The 14,883-nt window shown below is 74.3% G+C and carries 14 protein-coding genes; 2 read left to right on the top strand and 12 right to left on the bottom strand.

The annotated features are described in order from the left end of the window. A partial coding sequence (locus tag ACOTKD_RS37085) for a transglycosylase SLT domain-containing protein (RefSeq protein ID WP_424893413.1) occupies window positions 1-637 on the bottom strand: 637 nt, incomplete at its 3' end. Between the two features lie 503 nt (window positions 638-1,140). On the opposite strand from ACOTKD_RS37085, the gene ACOTKD_RS37080 reads away from it, so the two are divergent. Beyond that, window positions 1,141-1,767 carry a hypothetical protein gene (locus ACOTKD_RS37080; RefSeq protein WP_424893412.1) on the top strand — a complete coding sequence of 209 codons (627 nt, stop codon included), beginning with the start codon at window positions 1,141-1,143 and terminating at the stop codon, window positions 1,765-1,767. Window positions 1,768-2,132: 365 nt separating this feature from the next. On the opposite strand, the gene ACOTKD_RS37075 is transcribed toward ACOTKD_RS37080, so the two are convergent. The 4 genes from ACOTKD_RS37075 to ACOTKD_RS37060 all read right to left on the bottom strand — a co-directional run bounded on the left by ACOTKD_RS37075 (window position 2,133) and on the right by ACOTKD_RS37060 (window position 6,897). After that, on the bottom strand, window positions 2,133-3,143 hold the full coding sequence (locus ACOTKD_RS37075; RefSeq protein ID WP_424893411.1) for a lytic polysaccharide monooxygenase auxiliary activity family 9 protein: 1,011 nt from the start codon (window positions 3,141-3,143) through the stop codon (window positions 2,133-2,135). A gap of 86 nt (window positions 3,144-3,229) precedes the next feature. Further along, window positions 3,230-4,642 carry a cellulose binding domain-containing protein gene (locus ACOTKD_RS37070; RefSeq protein ID WP_424893410.1) on the bottom strand — a complete coding sequence of 471 codons (1,413 nt, stop codon included), beginning with the start codon at window positions 4,640-4,642 and terminating at the stop codon, window positions 3,230-3,232. 132 nt (window positions 4,643-4,774) lie between these two features. Next, a complete protein-coding gene (locus tag ACOTKD_RS37065) occupies window positions 4,775-6,190 on the bottom strand; it encodes a sensor histidine kinase (protein WP_424893409.1) in 1,416 nt (471 codons plus the stop codon). Then, window positions 6,187-6,897: a response regulator transcription factor gene (locus tag ACOTKD_RS37060; protein ID WP_424893408.1), complete on the bottom strand. Its 711-nt coding sequence runs from the start codon at window positions 6,895-6,897 to the stop codon at window positions 6,187-6,189. Before ACOTKD_RS37060 ends, ACOTKD_RS37065 begins: the two co-directional genes overlap by 4 nt. 33 nt (window positions 6,898-6,930) lie before the next feature. Between ACOTKD_RS37060 and ACOTKD_RS37055 the strand changes: the two genes are divergently transcribed. Beyond that, window positions 6,931-7,455 (top strand): hypothetical protein, encoded by a 525-nt coding sequence (locus ACOTKD_RS37055; RefSeq protein WP_424893407.1) that lies wholly within the window; start codon window positions 6,931-6,933, stop codon window positions 7,453-7,455. 16 nt (window positions 7,456-7,471) lie between these two features. On the opposite strand, the gene ACOTKD_RS37050 is transcribed toward ACOTKD_RS37055, so the two are convergent. The 7 genes from ACOTKD_RS37050 to ACOTKD_RS37020 all read right to left on the bottom strand — a co-directional run bounded on the left by ACOTKD_RS37050 (window position 7,472) and on the right by ACOTKD_RS37020 (window position 14,836). Then, window positions 7,472-8,146 carry a GntR family transcriptional regulator gene (locus tag ACOTKD_RS37050; protein WP_424893406.1) on the bottom strand — a complete coding sequence of 225 codons (675 nt, stop codon included), beginning with the start codon at window positions 8,144-8,146 and terminating at the stop codon, window positions 7,472-7,474. 58 nt (window positions 8,147-8,204) lie between these two features. Then, the gene (locus ACOTKD_RS37045; RefSeq protein WP_424893405.1) at window positions 8,205-9,578 is read right to left on the bottom strand and encodes an aldehyde dehydrogenase family protein; all 1,374 of its coding nucleotides are present in this window, start codon (window positions 9,576-9,578) and stop codon (window positions 8,205-8,207) included. Beyond that, window positions 9,575-10,579 (bottom strand): proline racemase family protein, encoded by a 1,005-nt coding sequence (locus ACOTKD_RS37040; RefSeq protein ID WP_424893404.1) that lies wholly within the window; start codon window positions 10,577-10,579, stop codon window positions 9,575-9,577. Before ACOTKD_RS37040 ends, ACOTKD_RS37045 begins: the two co-directional genes overlap by 4 nt. A 51-nt stretch (window positions 10,580-10,630) precedes the next feature. After that, window positions 10,631-11,545 carry a dihydrodipicolinate synthase family protein gene (locus tag ACOTKD_RS37035; protein WP_424893403.1) on the bottom strand — a complete coding sequence of 305 codons (915 nt, stop codon included), beginning with the start codon at window positions 11,543-11,545 and terminating at the stop codon, window positions 10,631-10,633. A gap of 60 nt (window positions 11,546-11,605) precedes the next feature. Next, a complete protein-coding gene (locus ACOTKD_RS37030) occupies window positions 11,606-13,276 on the bottom strand; it encodes an FAD-dependent oxidoreductase (protein ID WP_424893402.1) in 1,671 nt (556 codons plus the stop codon). Then, a complete protein-coding gene (locus ACOTKD_RS37025) occupies window positions 13,257-13,577 on the bottom strand; it encodes a (2Fe-2S)-binding protein (protein WP_424893401.1) in 321 nt (106 codons plus the stop codon). The genes ACOTKD_RS37030 and ACOTKD_RS37025 overlap by 20 nt, the downstream gene beginning before the upstream one ends. A 101-nt stretch (window positions 13,578-13,678) precedes the next feature. After that, the gene (locus ACOTKD_RS37020) at window positions 13,679-14,836 is read right to left on the bottom strand and encodes an NAD(P)/FAD-dependent oxidoreductase (protein ID WP_424893415.1); all 1,158 of its coding nucleotides are present in this window, start codon (window positions 14,834-14,836) and stop codon (window positions 13,679-13,681) included. Window positions 14,837-14,883: the final 47 nt, after the last annotated feature.

The following is a 14,883-nucleotide window of genomic DNA, read 5'->3' as shown; positions in this document are numbered from 1 at the left end:
TGAACGTCGGGTCGATCATCTGCAGCAGACCCTTCGACGGGACGCCGTTGACGGCGTTGACGTCCCAGTCGTTGATGGCGCGGGGGTTGCCCGTCGACTCACGCATCACATTCTTCTTGATGCCGTCGTAGGAGGCCGGGATGCCCTTGGCCCGCAGGATGTCCAGGGACTCCTGGATCCAGCCGTCCACGTTGTCGGCGTAGGCCTTCTTCGCCGGAGCAGCCGGCTTGGCCGGGGCAGCGGGCTTGGCCGGGGCAGCGGGCTTGGCCGGGGCGGCGGGCTTGGCCGGGGCGGCGGGCTTGGCCTCAAGAGCCTTGCGCTCGGTGGAACGGTTGGCGGCCTGCTTCTCGGCGCGCTCCTTGTCAGCCTTCGCCTTCACCACAGCGGCACCGGCGTCAGCCTTGGCGGCCGTGACGGCGGCAGTGGTCTGCTGCTCCAGCGCGTCCTGCTGCGTCTCACCGAAGGCCTCGGCGCTCCACGCCACCGGCTTCACGGCGGAAGCGGAGGCGGTGTCGGCGGCGAAAGCGTGCGGGGCGACGGCCACCGCGACGACGGCGGCACCGGTCGCGGCAATGCCGGCAACAGAGAACTTGTGAATCTTCGGGAGACGGGTATAGCCGGAGATGGTGGAGCGCATAACTGAGCTGAACCTTCCAATCGCGGATGTCGCCCGGCCCTGAAGCGGCGCAATAACGAAGCGCCGTTTCTCGGTCGACGGCGCCCAGCGACCCCGCAATTGTTAGCGGCACCCAAAACCCCTGACAAGACCTGTGACCTACTACCCCCATTCATGGAAAGGACCGGGCACAGCCGCACAGCCCCCTTATTTCCGCAATCCTTCGACTAAGCGCGTTAGTAAGTGATCCAGGCCTCATGGGCGGCCTCACACCGCCGGGCCGCAGGGGTGACAGGGAGCGAGCGCACCCGTGCACAGCGTCAGCCGGTCCGCGAATGCTGATCAATTTCCGGCCGCCGCAGCCGAAAAGCGCGCGATTACCCCTGTGACCTGCAGAGCTTGCGATTTCCCCGCGAGAGTGTTCAGGCTTATCCCGCACTTAAGCCGGTTTCCCCGAGAAAAATTTGCCATGCCCAGTAATGAGTCAGCCTTACCTTCGTAAGGGTCTGCGTTTGGAGAATCCCGTGTCCGCTCTGCCGTCCGAACCGCCGCTGTCCGTCATCCATCCGCGCGGCCCGGTCCGCATCGCCGCCCCGTCGCCGGGGGCCCGGCACGCGAAGCCGCTCGGCCTGTACGACTCCTGGTGGACGGTCGCCGGCGCCGGAGTCGCGATCTGCGCGGCCTGGGCCGTCTCCGTGTGGATCTCCGTGCACCTGCAGGCGGACGCGACGCTGCACACCGCCGCGCTCTTCGTCCACCTCGCCGGCCTCGTGCTCGGCTTCGGCGCCGTGCTGGTCGCCGACTACTACGGGCTCCTGTGGATGACCGGCCGCTGCACCCTCCAGGAGGCCCTCGGCAGCGCGGGCCGCCTGCACACGCCCATCTGGGCCGGTCTCGTGGCCCTCGTCGCCAGCGGCATGCTGCTCCACCCCAACCCCTCCGCCACCCTCACCGCCACCAAGCTGGTGATGGTCCTGGTCCTCAGCCTCAACGGCCTGCAGGCGGGCCTGCTGAACCGGCGCATGGCCGAGCAGGCCTCCGCCTCGCCCTCGACGGGCATCCTGGCCTGGGGCGGAGCCACCGCCCTCGTCTCCCAGATCTGCTGGTGGGGCGCGGTCGTCATCGGCTTCCTGAACACGCAGAGCCACTAGGCCCGCGGCAGGCCCGTTGGCGGCCTGCCGCGGCAAGCCGCACGGGTGGCAGACCGCCCCGGCATCCTCACCGATGCCGGAGGGACCATGACCGACGCACAGCTCGGATCCCGTGCCACCGCTGTCCGGCCGTGGGAGAAGGTGCCGCGGCTGGTCGCGCTCGGCGGCCCGGCGGGACGGTGCTGCCGGCCCTCTTCCCGGACACGGGCCCGCCCGCCGTGGCGTGCGTCTTCGCGTACGCCACGGCCTTCGGCTTCGGCCTCGGGCCCGTGTTCCGGCTGTCCTGCCCCGAAGTGCTGCCGCTGCGGGCGCGGGCGGCCGGCATGGGACCGGCAGCGGCGCGCCCGGGGGAAGGCGGCCGGTGCCTAGGCCCGGTTCCGGGCGGCGCGCCTACGCGCGGCCAGGAGGAGGGCGGCGGATCCGGCGGCCAGGGTTCCGGCACCCCCGACGGCCAGCATCGCCGTACGGCTGTCGCCGCCGGTCTCGGCCAGGCGCCCGCCCTGGGCGGAGGGTACGCCGGCGTCCTTCGCCGCGTCCGTCTGCGGCTCGTGCCCGCCCATGGCGTGCGCGTTCTCGGCGTGCCCGCCCCCGCCACGGCCCTCCTCGCCCGGACCGTCGCCGCCGTGTCCACCGTGGTCGACGGTCGACTTGGCGGCCTCCTCGGTGATCTGCGTGTCGCTCGGGGCGGAGGCCTCGGGTGCCGCGGCAACGGCCTTCGTCGCCGCCGTCCTCCCGCCGAAGTCCACGTCGGAGCAGGTGTAGAACGCCTCGGGACTGTCCGAGCGCTGCCAGATGCTGTAGATCAGGTGGCGGCCGGACTTCTTCGGGACCGTCCCGTCGAAGACGTAGCTCCCGTCCTTCAGGGTCGGGTTCGTGACCTTGGCGAACGGCTTCGCCTCCAGGTCCGACCACTTCAGCGGCTTCCGCGGGTCGTATCCGTCCTTGGTGACGTACAGCTCGAACGTGCCGCGGTGCGGGGCGGTCGCCCGGTACTTGAAGGTGTGCTTGCCCGGGGCGAGCTTCGTCCCCGGCCAGTCGGCGCGTGCCGCGTCCAGCCCCTTGTACTTGTCGCGCCCGGCGCTGCACAGCTTGCCGTCCGGGATGATCTGGCGGTGGCGGCCGGCGGCGGTGCCGATGTTGACCTCGTTCCAGTCGTAGAGCGGCTGGGTTCCGCCGGCCGCGACCATCGCCTTGCAGGCCGCCGAGCGCGGGTGCTCCGGCCCCTCGGCGAAGCAGGCGGAGATCCGGCTGACCGGATCCGTCATGGAGCCGTGCGCGGCGGCCGGCCCTGCGGCCAGCGCGGTGAGGGTGAAGCCGAGCGTGAGGGGTGCGAGGCCGAGTGCGGAGATGCGGACGGCCTTGTTGCGTGTGGGCATGGGGGGTGTCTCCTTCATCATCGGGGAAGGGTGTGGGGGGAAGTGGGGGGGAGTGGGGGGAATCCGCACGGGGAACGGGAAGCGCCTCAGCCCTTGAAGGCGGCGAAGGCCTTGGTGAAGGCGAATTCGTCCTGCAGGACGGAGCTGCAGGTGGCGGAGGCCGAGTTCTGCGCGCCGCCCGGGCACTGCTTATCGCGCGTGGCGGACCACATCGACAGCCGGCCGAGGCCCTTGGAGCGGGCGAACTTCACCAGCTGCTCGGCGTCGTCGGTCTTGAAGACCTCGCTGGACACGTCGTTGACGCCGATCATCGGGGTGACCGCGACGGCCTTCCACGCGGCCGGATCACTCAGCCCGAGCACGCCCTTGACCTGGGCCTGCGTCGCCGTGGCGGCGTCGATCGCGTACTGCCCCATGTCGCCGTTGAACGACGACCCGTAGTCCATGGCCATGATGTTGACCGAGGAGACGGCCGCGCCGTTCTTCTTGGCGTTCCCGAGGAGGTTGACGCCGTCCTGGGTGAGGCCCGTGGGCATCACGGGGAGCGTGAAGGAGACGTCGAGGCCGGGGTGCTTCTTCTGCAGCAGCGCGATGGCCTGGGCGCGGCGCGTGTTGGCGGCGGTGTCGGGCAGCGCGCCGCCCTCGATGTCGAAGTCGACCTTGGTGAGCTTGTACGCGTCCACGACCTTGCCGTACGCGGCGGCGAGGTCTCCGGCGGAGGAACAGGCGAGTCCCAGCTCGGAGCCGGCGGCGCCGCCGAAGGAGACCCGTACGTCGCCGCCCGCCTCGCGCAGCCGGCCTATCTGCTGGGCGACGGGGTTGCTGCCGAGGTCGCTGACGCCGCCCCACTTGGGGGTGCAGCCGCCGCCGGAGGTGACGAACGCGAGGGTGAAGTCCTTGACGCCCGTCTTCCCGGCGGTGGCCAGGAGGTCGTACGAGGGGTGGAGGAGGGTGTCGACGTACGGGGCGAAGGCGGCCTTCGCGCCGCCGGGGGCGGGGGTGCCGGTCGGCCCGGGACGGGAGGGGCTCGGCGCGGGGCTGGTCGGCCGCGGGTCCGGGTTCTTGTCCGCCGAGCACTTCGCGCCGTTGATCCGGCAGTTCGCCGGGGCGGCGCCGCCCGCGGCACCGGTGGCGACGAAGCCGACGGTCACGGACGCGCCGGGGGCGATCGTCCTGTTCCAGCTCTCCGGCTCGACGGTGACGCTGCGGCCGCTGACGGTGTGCTTGCCGTTCCACAGGGACGTGATCTTCGCGCCCTCCGGGAGGTCGAACGTCAGCTTCCAGCCCGGTAGTTCCTTGCCCGTGCCGTTGGTGAGGACGTACTGCCCGGTGTAGCCGCCGGACCAGGAGCCGGTGGTGGAGAAGTCCGCGCCGACCGGCGTGGCCTGTGCCGTGCCGGTGAGGGTGAACGCGGCGCCCGTCGCGAGTGCCGCGGCGGCCCCGATGCCGGCGAGCCGCGCCTTGCGGCCGACTCGCCGGCGGTGTGCGTTGGATCCCATCGCATGCCTGCCTGTTCTCACTTCGGGGGGTGGGTACGGTCGGCACGCTAGCGAGAGGGAACCGGGCAATTCGCCCAACCACGGCCCGGGGCGGGCTTCTTATGACTCGCTTAAGGAAGGCATGGGCGGGCGTTAATGCCGGGCCCGGCCGCGCCGTACCCGGCGGCGGGCGCGGCGCCGCGGTCCGGCCCCTCCGTCGAGCGCGAGCCACACCCGCACCTCCGTTCCGCCGAGCACCGACCGCCCGATGCGTACGTCGCCGCCCGTGGACTCCGCGACCCGGCGCACGATGTCCAGGCCGAGTCCGGTGGATCCGGGGCCTCCGTCGCCGTGGCCGCGGCGCAGCGCGGCGTCGGGGTCGGGGATGCCGGGGCCCGCGTCGGAGACGAGGACGATCACGGCCTCCTCGCTGCGGTGCACGTCGACGGCGAAGGCGGTGCCTTCCGGGGTGTGCCGGAAGACGTTGCCGAGCATCGCGTCGAGCGCGGCGACGAGTTCGGGGCGGGCGACGGGGACGCGTGCGGTCGTGTCGACGCCTGCGAGCCCGGCCGCGCGCCCCTCGTCCTCGGCGAGCGCGGACCAGAAGTCCATCCGGTCGCGGATCACTTCGCAGGCGTCGCAGCCGAGCGGGGGCCGCTCCTTCTGCTCGCCCTGCTCGCGGGCGGCGCGGATCAGCTGGTCGACCTCGCGTTCCAGCTGGGCGACGGCGGCGCGGGTCTGGTCGGCGGCCGGGCCCTCGCCGAGGGACGCGGCGTTGAGGCGGAGGACGGTGAGGGGGGTGCGGAGCCGGTGCGAGAGGTCGGCGGCGAGCTCGCGTTCGGCGGCGAGGAGCTGCACGATCTTGTCGGCCATGGAGTTGAACGCCACGGCCGCGGCGCGCAGTTCGGCCGGGCCGCCCTCGCGGACGCGCACGCCCAGTTTCCCCTCCCCCAGCTCGGCGGCGGCCCGCGCGAGCCGCTCCGCCGGGCGTACGAGGCGCAGCCCGAGGCGGTCGGCGAGGGCGACGGAGCCGACGACCAGGCCGAGGCCCACGGCGGTGAGGATCGCCCAGGACGTGGTGACGCCGTTGCCGACCGCGCGGTGCGGGACGTAGACCTCGACGACCGCGAACTCGCCGGTGCTCAGGGCCGTCGGCTGGAGCAGGGCGTAGCCGCCGGGCACGGAGGTGACGGCGGAGCGGCCGCGGCGGGCGGTCTCCACGTCGCGCGGCTCGGCCCGGCTGCGGCCGATGTCGTAGGCCTCGCGCACCGGCACCGGGTGTGCGTCGTGCGGGCCGCCGCCCGTTCCCCGGCGCGCGGAGCCGTCGCCCGGGACGTGGACGGCCATCCGCTCCTCGCCGCCGGCCTGCGAGCTGGCGACGGCGCGCTCCAGCTGGTCGCGGTCGGTGGTGATGGCGAGCGCGGGCCGGATCTGGGCCGCCTGCCGTTCGGCGTCGGCGAAGGCGCGGTCGCGGGCCAGCTCCTTGACGACCAGTCCGAGGGGCACGGCGAAGGCCAGGACCACCATCACCGTGACGGCCAGCGACACTCTGACGAGCGCCCATCTCATGCCTGTTCCGCCGGGGGCTGTTCCAGCTTCACCCCGACCCCGCGGACGGTGTGCAGGTAGCGGGGGCTGGCGGCCGTCTCGCCGAGTTTGCGGCGCAGCCAGGACAGGTGCACGTCGATGGTCTGGTCGTCGCCGTAGGACTGCTGCCAGACCTCGGCGAGGAGTTCCCTGCGCGGTACGACGACGCCGGGGCGGCCGGCCAGGTAGGCGAGCAGGTCGAACTCACGCCGGGTCAGGTCCAGGGCGGTCCCGTCGAGTTCCGCGAGCCGGCGCAGCGGGTCGACGGCCAGTGCGCCGACCCGCAGTGCCCCCGAGGGCGCCGCGTCGCCCGCGGCGCCGCCGCCCCTGCCGGTGCGGCGCAGCACGGCGGCCATGCGCGCGGTCAGGTGCGCCACGGAGAAGGGTTTGACGAGGTAGTCGTCGGCGCCGTCGGTGAGCAGCCGGATGATCTCGGCTTCGTCGTCGCGCGCGGTGGCGACGATGACCGGCACGTCGGTGATGCCGCGCAGCATCTTCAGTGCCTGCGCCCCGTCGAGGTCCGGCAGGCCGAGGTCGAGGATGACCAGGTCGAAGCCGACCTGTGCGACTTCGCGCAGCGCTTCGAGGGCGGTCCCGACGCTGCGTACGGTGTGCGCGGCCTCGGTCAGCTCCCGGATGAGGGCGGAGCGCACGAACGGATCGTCCTCGACTACGAGCAGTCTTGCCATGGCCCGCACCGTACGCCATACGGGTGAGGCACTATGAGCCAGGTGAGGCGAGGAATCATGCAGGTGCTGGCGTGGGTGCTGGCGACGGCGGCGGCCATGGCGGTGTCCTGGTACGGGGTGCGGACCGTGCTGACGGGCACGGCCTACGAGCCGCCGCGCGCGCTGCCGATCTCCGGCACGACACCGCCGCCCGGCCCGGGGGCGAGCGAGCCGGCCCGCTCGCCGCGCACGCCGGAACAGCCGGCCCCGTCGTCACCGCCCCGGAGCGGCACGGCACCCGCGCCGGGCGCCGCAGCGTCACCGCGGCCCGGCTCCCCCTCGCCGTCGGGCGGCAACGGCGACGTGAAGAGCTTTCCCGTCCGGGGCGGGCGGGCGGTGTTCGACCTGGGCGAGTCCTCGGCCGCGCTCGTCTCGGCGACGCCGGACGAGGGCTGGCAGATGCGCGTGTGGAAGCAGAGCGCGTGGATCCGGGTGGACTTCATGGCCGGCACGAGGACGACGTCACTGTTCGTCACCTGGAACGGCCACCCGCCTCAGGTCCAGACGGTGGAGAACTGAAGCCGGCGGGGCGGCGTCACGGCCTGTCCCCGCCCTTCGCCCACAGGGAGCGCACGTGGCCGAGGTGGCGGGCCATGCACTTTTCGGCGCCCTTGGCGTCGCCCGCGAGCATCAGGTCCAGGAGTTCGAGGTGTTCCTCGGCGGAGGGGATGAGGTCGCCGCGCTCGTCCAGCGCGGTCAGCCCGTACAGGCGCGAGCGCTTGCGCAGGTCGCCGACCGTCTCGACGAGGCGTTCGTTGCCGGAGAGGGCCAGCAGCGTGAGGTGGAACTGCCGGTCGGCCTCCAGGTAGCCGATGAGGTCGTGGTCGCGGGCGGCGCGCACGATCTCCTCGGCGACCGGGCGGAGCGCTTCGAGGTCCTCGCGCGCCGCGGCGCGGGTGATCCGGCCGGTCATGGGGACCTCGATGAGCGTGCGGATCTCGGTGTACTGGTCGAGGTCGCGCTCGTTGACCTCGGTGACCCGGAAGCCCTTGTTGCGGACCGGCTCGACCAGGCCCTCGCGGGCGAGGTCGAGCATGGCCTCGCGCACCGGGGTCGCGGAGATGCCGAAGTCCACCGCGAGCTGCGGTGCGGAGTAGACCTCGCCGGGGCGCAGTTCGCCGGAGATGAGGGCGGCGCGCAGGGCGTGGGCGACCTGGTCGCGCAGCCGCTCGGTGGCGGTGATGAGGTTGCGCTGTTTGAGGTGGCCCATGGTGTCCCTTTCGTGCCCCGATGGACTGGACCACCAAGCGTACAATGTCACATCTTGCTCAGGGTGCCAGGGTGTAGGTGCGGCTGGAGGTGTAGAAGTCCAGTACGGCGCGGCCCTGTTCGCGGGGCCCGTGGCCGGAGGCCTTGGTCCCGCCGAACGGCACGTGGAAGTCGGCGCCGGTGGACGGTGCGTTGACGCGGATCATGCCGGTGTCGAGGTCGTCGAGGCCCTGCAGCACCGCTTCCAGGCCGGCGGTGTGGACGGACGTGACCAGCCCGTACGGGACCGCGTTGCTGATCCGTACGGCGTGCTGCAGGTCGTCGGCGGGCAGCAGGGCGGCGACGGGCGCGAACACCTCCTCGGTGAGCAGCGGGTGGCCGTCGGGCACCTTCTCGGCGACCGTGGGAGGCGCGTACCAGCCCGGGCCCTCCGCGGTGCTGCCCGCGGCGAGGACGGGGACGCCGGTCAGCGCCCGGCCGAAGCGGTCGAGGGCCCGGCCCGAGATGAGGGGGCCGCACACCGTCGCGGGGTCGGCCGGGTCGCCGACGGGCAGGGCGCGCAGCGCCTCCGCGAGGGCTTCGCGGAGCGGGCCGAGGGCGGTGCCGACGGCGATGACGCGGCTGGTGGCGGTGCACTTCTGCCCCGCGTAGCCGGCGAGGGCGGCGGCGATGTGGGCGGCGGCCCGCCCGATGTCGGCGTCGGGCAGGACGATCGCCGCGTTCAGCCCGCCCGTCTCGGCCTGGACGGGGACGCCGCGGGCGGCGGCGGCCCGGGCGACGGCATCGCCGGCGGCGGTGGAGCCGGTGAAGGAGACGACGTCCGCGGCCGAGACGACGGCGCCGCCTTCCGCCGCGCCGCCGGGCACCACCGTGAACACGCCGTCCGGCACCGCCGCTTCGACGATCTCGGCCAGGCGCAGCGCACAGGCGGTGGCCTCGGGCGCCGGCTTGAGGACGACCGTGTTGCCCACCGCCAGGGCGGGCGCGGCCTTCCACGACGGGATGGCGAAGGGGAAGTTCCACGGCGTGATCAGGCCGGCGACGCCGTACGGGCGGCGGCGGGTCAGCAGCAGCCCGGGGCCGGCGGCCGTCTCGTGGACCGTGCCGGCCGCCTCGTAGGGGGCCTGGGCGTAGTACCGCCAGATCGCGGCTGTCCGCGCGGCCTCGGCCCGTGCCTCGGCGAGGGGTTTGCCCGTCTCGCGCACGGCGAGGGCGGCCAGTTCCGTGGCCGCGGCCTCGACGGCCGAGGCGATGGCTCCGAGCGCCGCGGAGCGGGCGGCGGCTCCGGCACGCACCCAGCCGGGCCGGGCGGCGCGGGCCCGCTCGACGGCCGCGGCCGCGGCCGCGGCGCCGGGCGCGGCGATCTCGGTGACGACGTCCGAGGGGTCGGCCGGGTTGACGGAGACGAGGGGGGTGGTGGGGGCGGCGGTCACAGGAGGAAACCTCCGGGGAAGGGGTCGTCGGGGTCGAGGAAGTACTGGGCGGTGCCGGTGATCCAGGCGCGTCCGGTGACGGCGGGCACGACCGCCGGCACGCCGGCGACCTGCGTCTCCCCCACCAGGCGGCCGGTGAACCGGGTGCCGATGAAGGACTCGTTGACGAAGTCGCGCTCCAGCGGGAGCGCGCCGCGGGCGTGCAGCTGTGCCATCCGCGCCGAGGTGCCGGTGCCGCACGGGGACCGGTCGAACCAGCCGGGGTGGATCGCCATGGCGTGCCGGGAGCGGTGCGCGTCCGAGCCGGGAGCCGCGAGGTAGACGTGCTTGAGGCCGTTGATCCCGGGGTCTTCGGGGTGGACGGGCCGGTCGGGCGAGGCGTTGATCGCGTCCATGACGGCGAGCCCGGCGGCGAGCAGGTCGTCCTTGCGGTCGCGGTCGAAGGGCAGCCCCAGGGCGTCGAGTTCGACGAAGGCGTAGAAGTTGCCGCCGAAGGCGAGGTCGTAGGTGACCGTTCCGTACCCCGGCACGTCCGCCTTGCGGTCGAGGCCGAGGCAGAAGGAGGGCACGTTGGTGAGCGTGACGGCCTTGGCCGCGCCGTCCTCGACCTGTACGTCGACGGTGATCAGGCCGGCGGGGGTGTCGAGGCGCACGGTGGTGACGGGCTCGCTGACCGGCACCATGCCGGTCTCGACGAGCACGGTCGCGACGCCGATGGTGCCGTGCCCGCACATGGGCAGCAGCCCGGAGACCTCGATGTAGAGGACGCCGTAGTCCGCGTCGGGCCGGGTGGGGGGCTGGAGGATCGCGCCGCTCATGGAGGCGTGGCCGCGCGGCTCGTACATCAGGAGCGTACGGAGATGGTCCATGTGCTCGGCGAAGTGGAGCCGGCGCTCGGCCATGGTGGCGCCGGGGATCACGCCGACGCCGCCGGTGATGACGCGCGTCGGCATGCCCTCGGTGTGCGAGTCGACGGCATGGAAGAGGTGACGGGTTCGCACGGACGTCCTTTCCTTTCGGCTCTGCCGGACAGCGGGGAGCAAGGAGCCGGGTCAGTGGTGGCCGTCGGCGACGGCCTTCTCCGTGGCGGCGCGCACCGCGGCCTCCGCCTCGCCCGTGAGCGGCAGGCGCGGCGGGCGGGTGGGGCCGCCGTGCTGTCCGGTGAGGTCCATGGAGAGCTTGATGGCCTGCACGAACTCCGTCCTGGAGTCCCAGCGCAGCAGGGGGTGCAGCGAGCGGTAGAGCGGCAGTGCCGTCTGCAGGTCCCCGGCGACGGCGGCGCGGTAGAGCGCGGCACAGGTGGCGGGGAAGGCGTTGGGATAGCCGGCGATCCAGCCGGCGGCGCCCGCCGTGGCGAGCTCCAGGAGGACGTCGTCGGCGCCGATCAGCAGGTCGAGGTCGGGGGCGAGTTCGGCGATCTCGTAGGCGCGCCGGACGTCGCCCGTGAACTCCTTGACGGCCACGATGCTGCCGTCGGCGTGGAGCCGGGCGAGCAGGCCGGGGGTCAGGTCGACCTTGGTGTCGATGGGGTTGTTGTAGGCGACGACGGGTATCCCGGCCCGGGCGACGTCCGCGTAGTGGGCGCGTACGGCCTGCTCGTCGGCGCGGTAGGCGTTGGGCGGGAGCAGCAGGACGGAGCCGCAGCCGGCCTCGGCGGCCTGGTCCGCCCAGCGGCGGGCCTCGGCGCTGCCGTAGGCGGCGACGCCGGGCATCACCCGGGCCGCGTCGCCGGCGGCTTCGACGGCGGTGCGCACCACGCGGGCGCGCTCGAGCGGGGTGAGGGTCTGGTACTCGCCGAGGGAGCCGTTGGGGACGACTCCGTCGCAGCCGTTGTCCAGGAGGTGACGGACGTGCGCGGCGTAGGCGTCGTGGTCGACGGTGAGGTCCTCGCGCAGCGGGAGCGCGGTGGCGACCATGATGCCGCGCCAGGGGCGGTCGGCGGTCCAGGAGGCGGTGGCGGTGGTCATGTGCGTAGCCCTTCGTGATGCGATCGGTCGGTGGTTCAGGCCCGTCGGCGCGTCGGCCCGTCAGCCGGCGGCCGGGGCGTGCCCGGTCTCCTCCGGCAGGCCGGCGAGGTCGCCGAGCGGTACGGGCACGGCGAGCGGCCGGCGTTCGGCGGAGGGCGGTACGGTCCCCTGCGCCGTACCGCCCCCCGGGCCGCCCTCCGAGCCGCCCTCCACGCCGCCTTCCGTACGGCTGTCCGAACGGCTGTCTGCACAGCTCTCCGTACGGCTCTCCGCCGCGAGGCAGGCGACGGCCGCGCCGCACATCCGGCCCTGGCACCAGCCCATGCCCGCCCGGGTGAGGAGCTTGACGGTCCGGGCGTCGCGGGCGCCGAGTTCGCCGGCCGCCTCGCGGACACTGCCGGCGGTGACCTCCTCGCAGCGGCAGACGTCGGTGTCGTCGGGGAGCCAGGCGGTCCAGCCGGGGCCGGGTGCGTGGGCGGCGGCCATGGCGTCGGCGAAGGCGCGCATGCGGTCGCGGCGGCGGGCCAGGTCCCGGGCGCGCCGGCCGCGGGTGAGGGCGGGGAGCCCGCGCAGCCGGGCGGCCACCGCGATGCCCGCCAGTTCGCCCTCGGTGCGGGCGAGTTGCCAGCCCCCGGTGCCGCCGGTCTCGCCCGCGGCCCACAGGCCGGGCACCGAGGTCTCCTGGAGGGCGTCCAGGGCGAGGGCGTGCGTGCCGTCGGGGGTGCGGCGTGTCGCGCAGCCGAGGCCGGTGGCCAGTTCCGTCTGCGGTACGAGCCCGTGCCCGACGGCCAGTGCGTCGCAGGCGATGCGGCGGCCGGTGCCCGGCAGGGGCCGCCAGGCGCGGTCGAGCCGAGTGACGGTGACGGCCTCGACGCGGTCGGTGCCGTGGACGTGGGTGACGGCGCTGCGGGTGCGCAGCGGTGTGCGGTGGCGCAGCAGCGCGGAGCCGTGGACCGCCGCTTCGAGGAGCTTGTGGGGGCTGACGGCGAGGGCGCGCGGGCTGCGGGCGTAGCCGAGGTAGCCGGAGGCCTCGACCACGGCGGGCACGCGGGCGCCCGCGGCGGCGAGCGAGGAGGCGACGGCGAGCAGGAGCGGTCCGCTGCCGGCGACGACGATCCGCCGTCCGGGCAGCACGAGCCCGGACTTGAGCATGGCCTGGGCGCCGCCGGCGCCGACGACTCCGGGCAGGGTCCAGCCGGGGAAGGGGAGTTGCCGCTCGTACGCGCCGGTCGCGAGGAGGACCGCGCGGGCCCGGACCCGGGCCGGGGTGCCGCTGCCGCCGTCGGGGCCGGTGAGGGCGTGCACGGTCCACGTGCCGTCGCCGCCCTGGCGGGTGACGGTCCAGACGTGGTGGTGGGCGAGGTGGGTGACGTCGCTCTCCTCGAAGCGGCGGCGAAGTGCGGCGAACTCGGCCCAGTCGTGGTGCAGGGCCTGCGGGCGCGCGGCGCGCAGGCCCGGGGCCGGGTGGCGGAAGTACTGGCCGCCGGTCTGCGGGGCGGCGTCCAGGAGGACGACGGACAGGCCGAGTTCGCAGGCGGTGACGGCTCCGGCGAGGCCCGCGGGGCCCGCGCCGATCACGGCGAGGTCGTACGGCGCATCCGGGGCGGCCCGCTCATCCGGGACGGCCTGCTCGTCCGAAACAGCCTGCTCAGCCGAAACAGCCTGCTCATCCGCTACGGCCCGCTCGTGCGGTTCGGCCCGCTCGTGCGGTTCAGACGGCGAGCCCGGCATGGCCGTCTCCCTCCTGGGTGGTGATCGTGTCGCCGGGCCGGGCGGGTACGAGGCAGGCCCGGCGGTTGGGTTCCCCGTTGACGGTGGCGAGGCAGTCGTAGCACTGCCCGATGCCGCAGAAGGCGCCGCGCGGGCGGCCTCCGTTCCGGGTGGTGCGCCAGGCGAGGATGCCCGCGCCCCACAGGGCGGCGGCGACGGACTGGCCGGGCAGGGCGGTGACCGTACGGCCGTCGAAGGTGATCTCGAAGGGCGGTCCGGGGTCCGCGCCGGCGAGGTCGGCGGGGGTGCGGTCGCGCGCCACGGCAGGGCTCCTTCCAGCTGGGGTGTTGACGTGAGGGGACAGCGGTGGCGCGGCGTCCCGGGACCGGGCGCCGTGACGGCACCGGCCGGACCGGCGGGCGTTCACGCCGGCCCGAAGCGGTCGGGCCTGAAGGGTGCCGGGGGCACGGGGGGCCGCCGGCCCGTCAGGATCGCGGCGATCAGCTCCCCCGTGGCCGGGGCGAGCCCGATGCCGGCGCCCTCGTGGCCGCAGGCGTGCAGCAGGCCGGGGACGCGGGGGTCGGCGCCGATGGCGGGCAGGTGGTCGGGCAGGTACGGGCGGAAGCCGGCGTACGTGCGGATGGCCCGTATCCCGGCCAGGACCGGGAAGAGCGCGGTGGCCTGTGCGGCGAGGCGGCGGAGCGCCTCGACCGACAGCGTGCGGTCGAAGCCGACCCGTTCGCGGCTGGCGCCGATGAGGACCGGGCCCGCGGGGGTGCCCTCGACCACCGCGGAGGTCTGCAGCGCGGCGGATCCGCTGGCCACGTCGGCGACGTAGTCGGCCGCGTAGACCTTGTGCCGCACCACGCGCGGCAGGGGTTCGGTGACGAGCACGAAGCCGCGGCGGGGCAGTACGGGCAGGTGTGCGCCGGCGAGCCGGGCCACGTCGCCGCCCCAGGTGCCGGCGGCGTTGACGACGTGCGGGGCGTGCAGGTCGCCCGCGGCCGTACGGACGCCCCGCACCTCGCCGTGCGCGCCGGTCAGGACCGCGGTGACCTCTTCGCCGGTGCGCACCCGGGCGCCCGAGGCGCGCAGCAGGTGGGCGGCGGCGAGGGCGGGCTGCACCTGCGCGTCCTGCGGGTAGTGGAAGCCGCCTCCGAGACCGGGTGCCAGGTGCGGTTCCAGTTCGTGCAGCCGGCCGGCGGGTATCTCCTCGGCGGTGACGCCCGCCTCGGCCTGGGCGGCGGCGAACTTCCGCAGCGCGGCCATGCCGGCGGCGTCGGAGGCGACGACGAGGCCGCCCTTGGCCTCGTACTCGATCCGGGCGGGGAGCTCCTGGGCCAGCTCCTGCCACAACCGGGCGGAGAGCAGGGCCAGTTCGAGCTCGGGGCCGGGTTCCTTGTCGGAGACCAGGAGGTTGCCTTCGCCGGCGCCCGTGGTCCCGCCGGCGACGGGGCCGCGGTCGAGCACGGTGACGGTGAGGCCGGAGCGGGCGGCGTAGTAGGCGCAGGCGGCGCCGACCACTCCCGCTCCGACGACGATGAGGTCGGAGACGTCGCTGACGTCCGGGCGGTTGCTCAAGGGCACGTCAGTAATATTTCACATTGCACTGCCGCTGCCAAGAGCTG

Source organism: Streptomyces sp. XH2 (genome assembly GCF_049725035.1).
Lineage (GTDB): Bacteria > Actinomycetota > Actinomycetes > Streptomycetales > Streptomycetaceae > Streptomyces > Streptomyces roseoverticillatus.
This window is presented reverse-complemented; position numbering and strand designations above follow the sequence as displayed.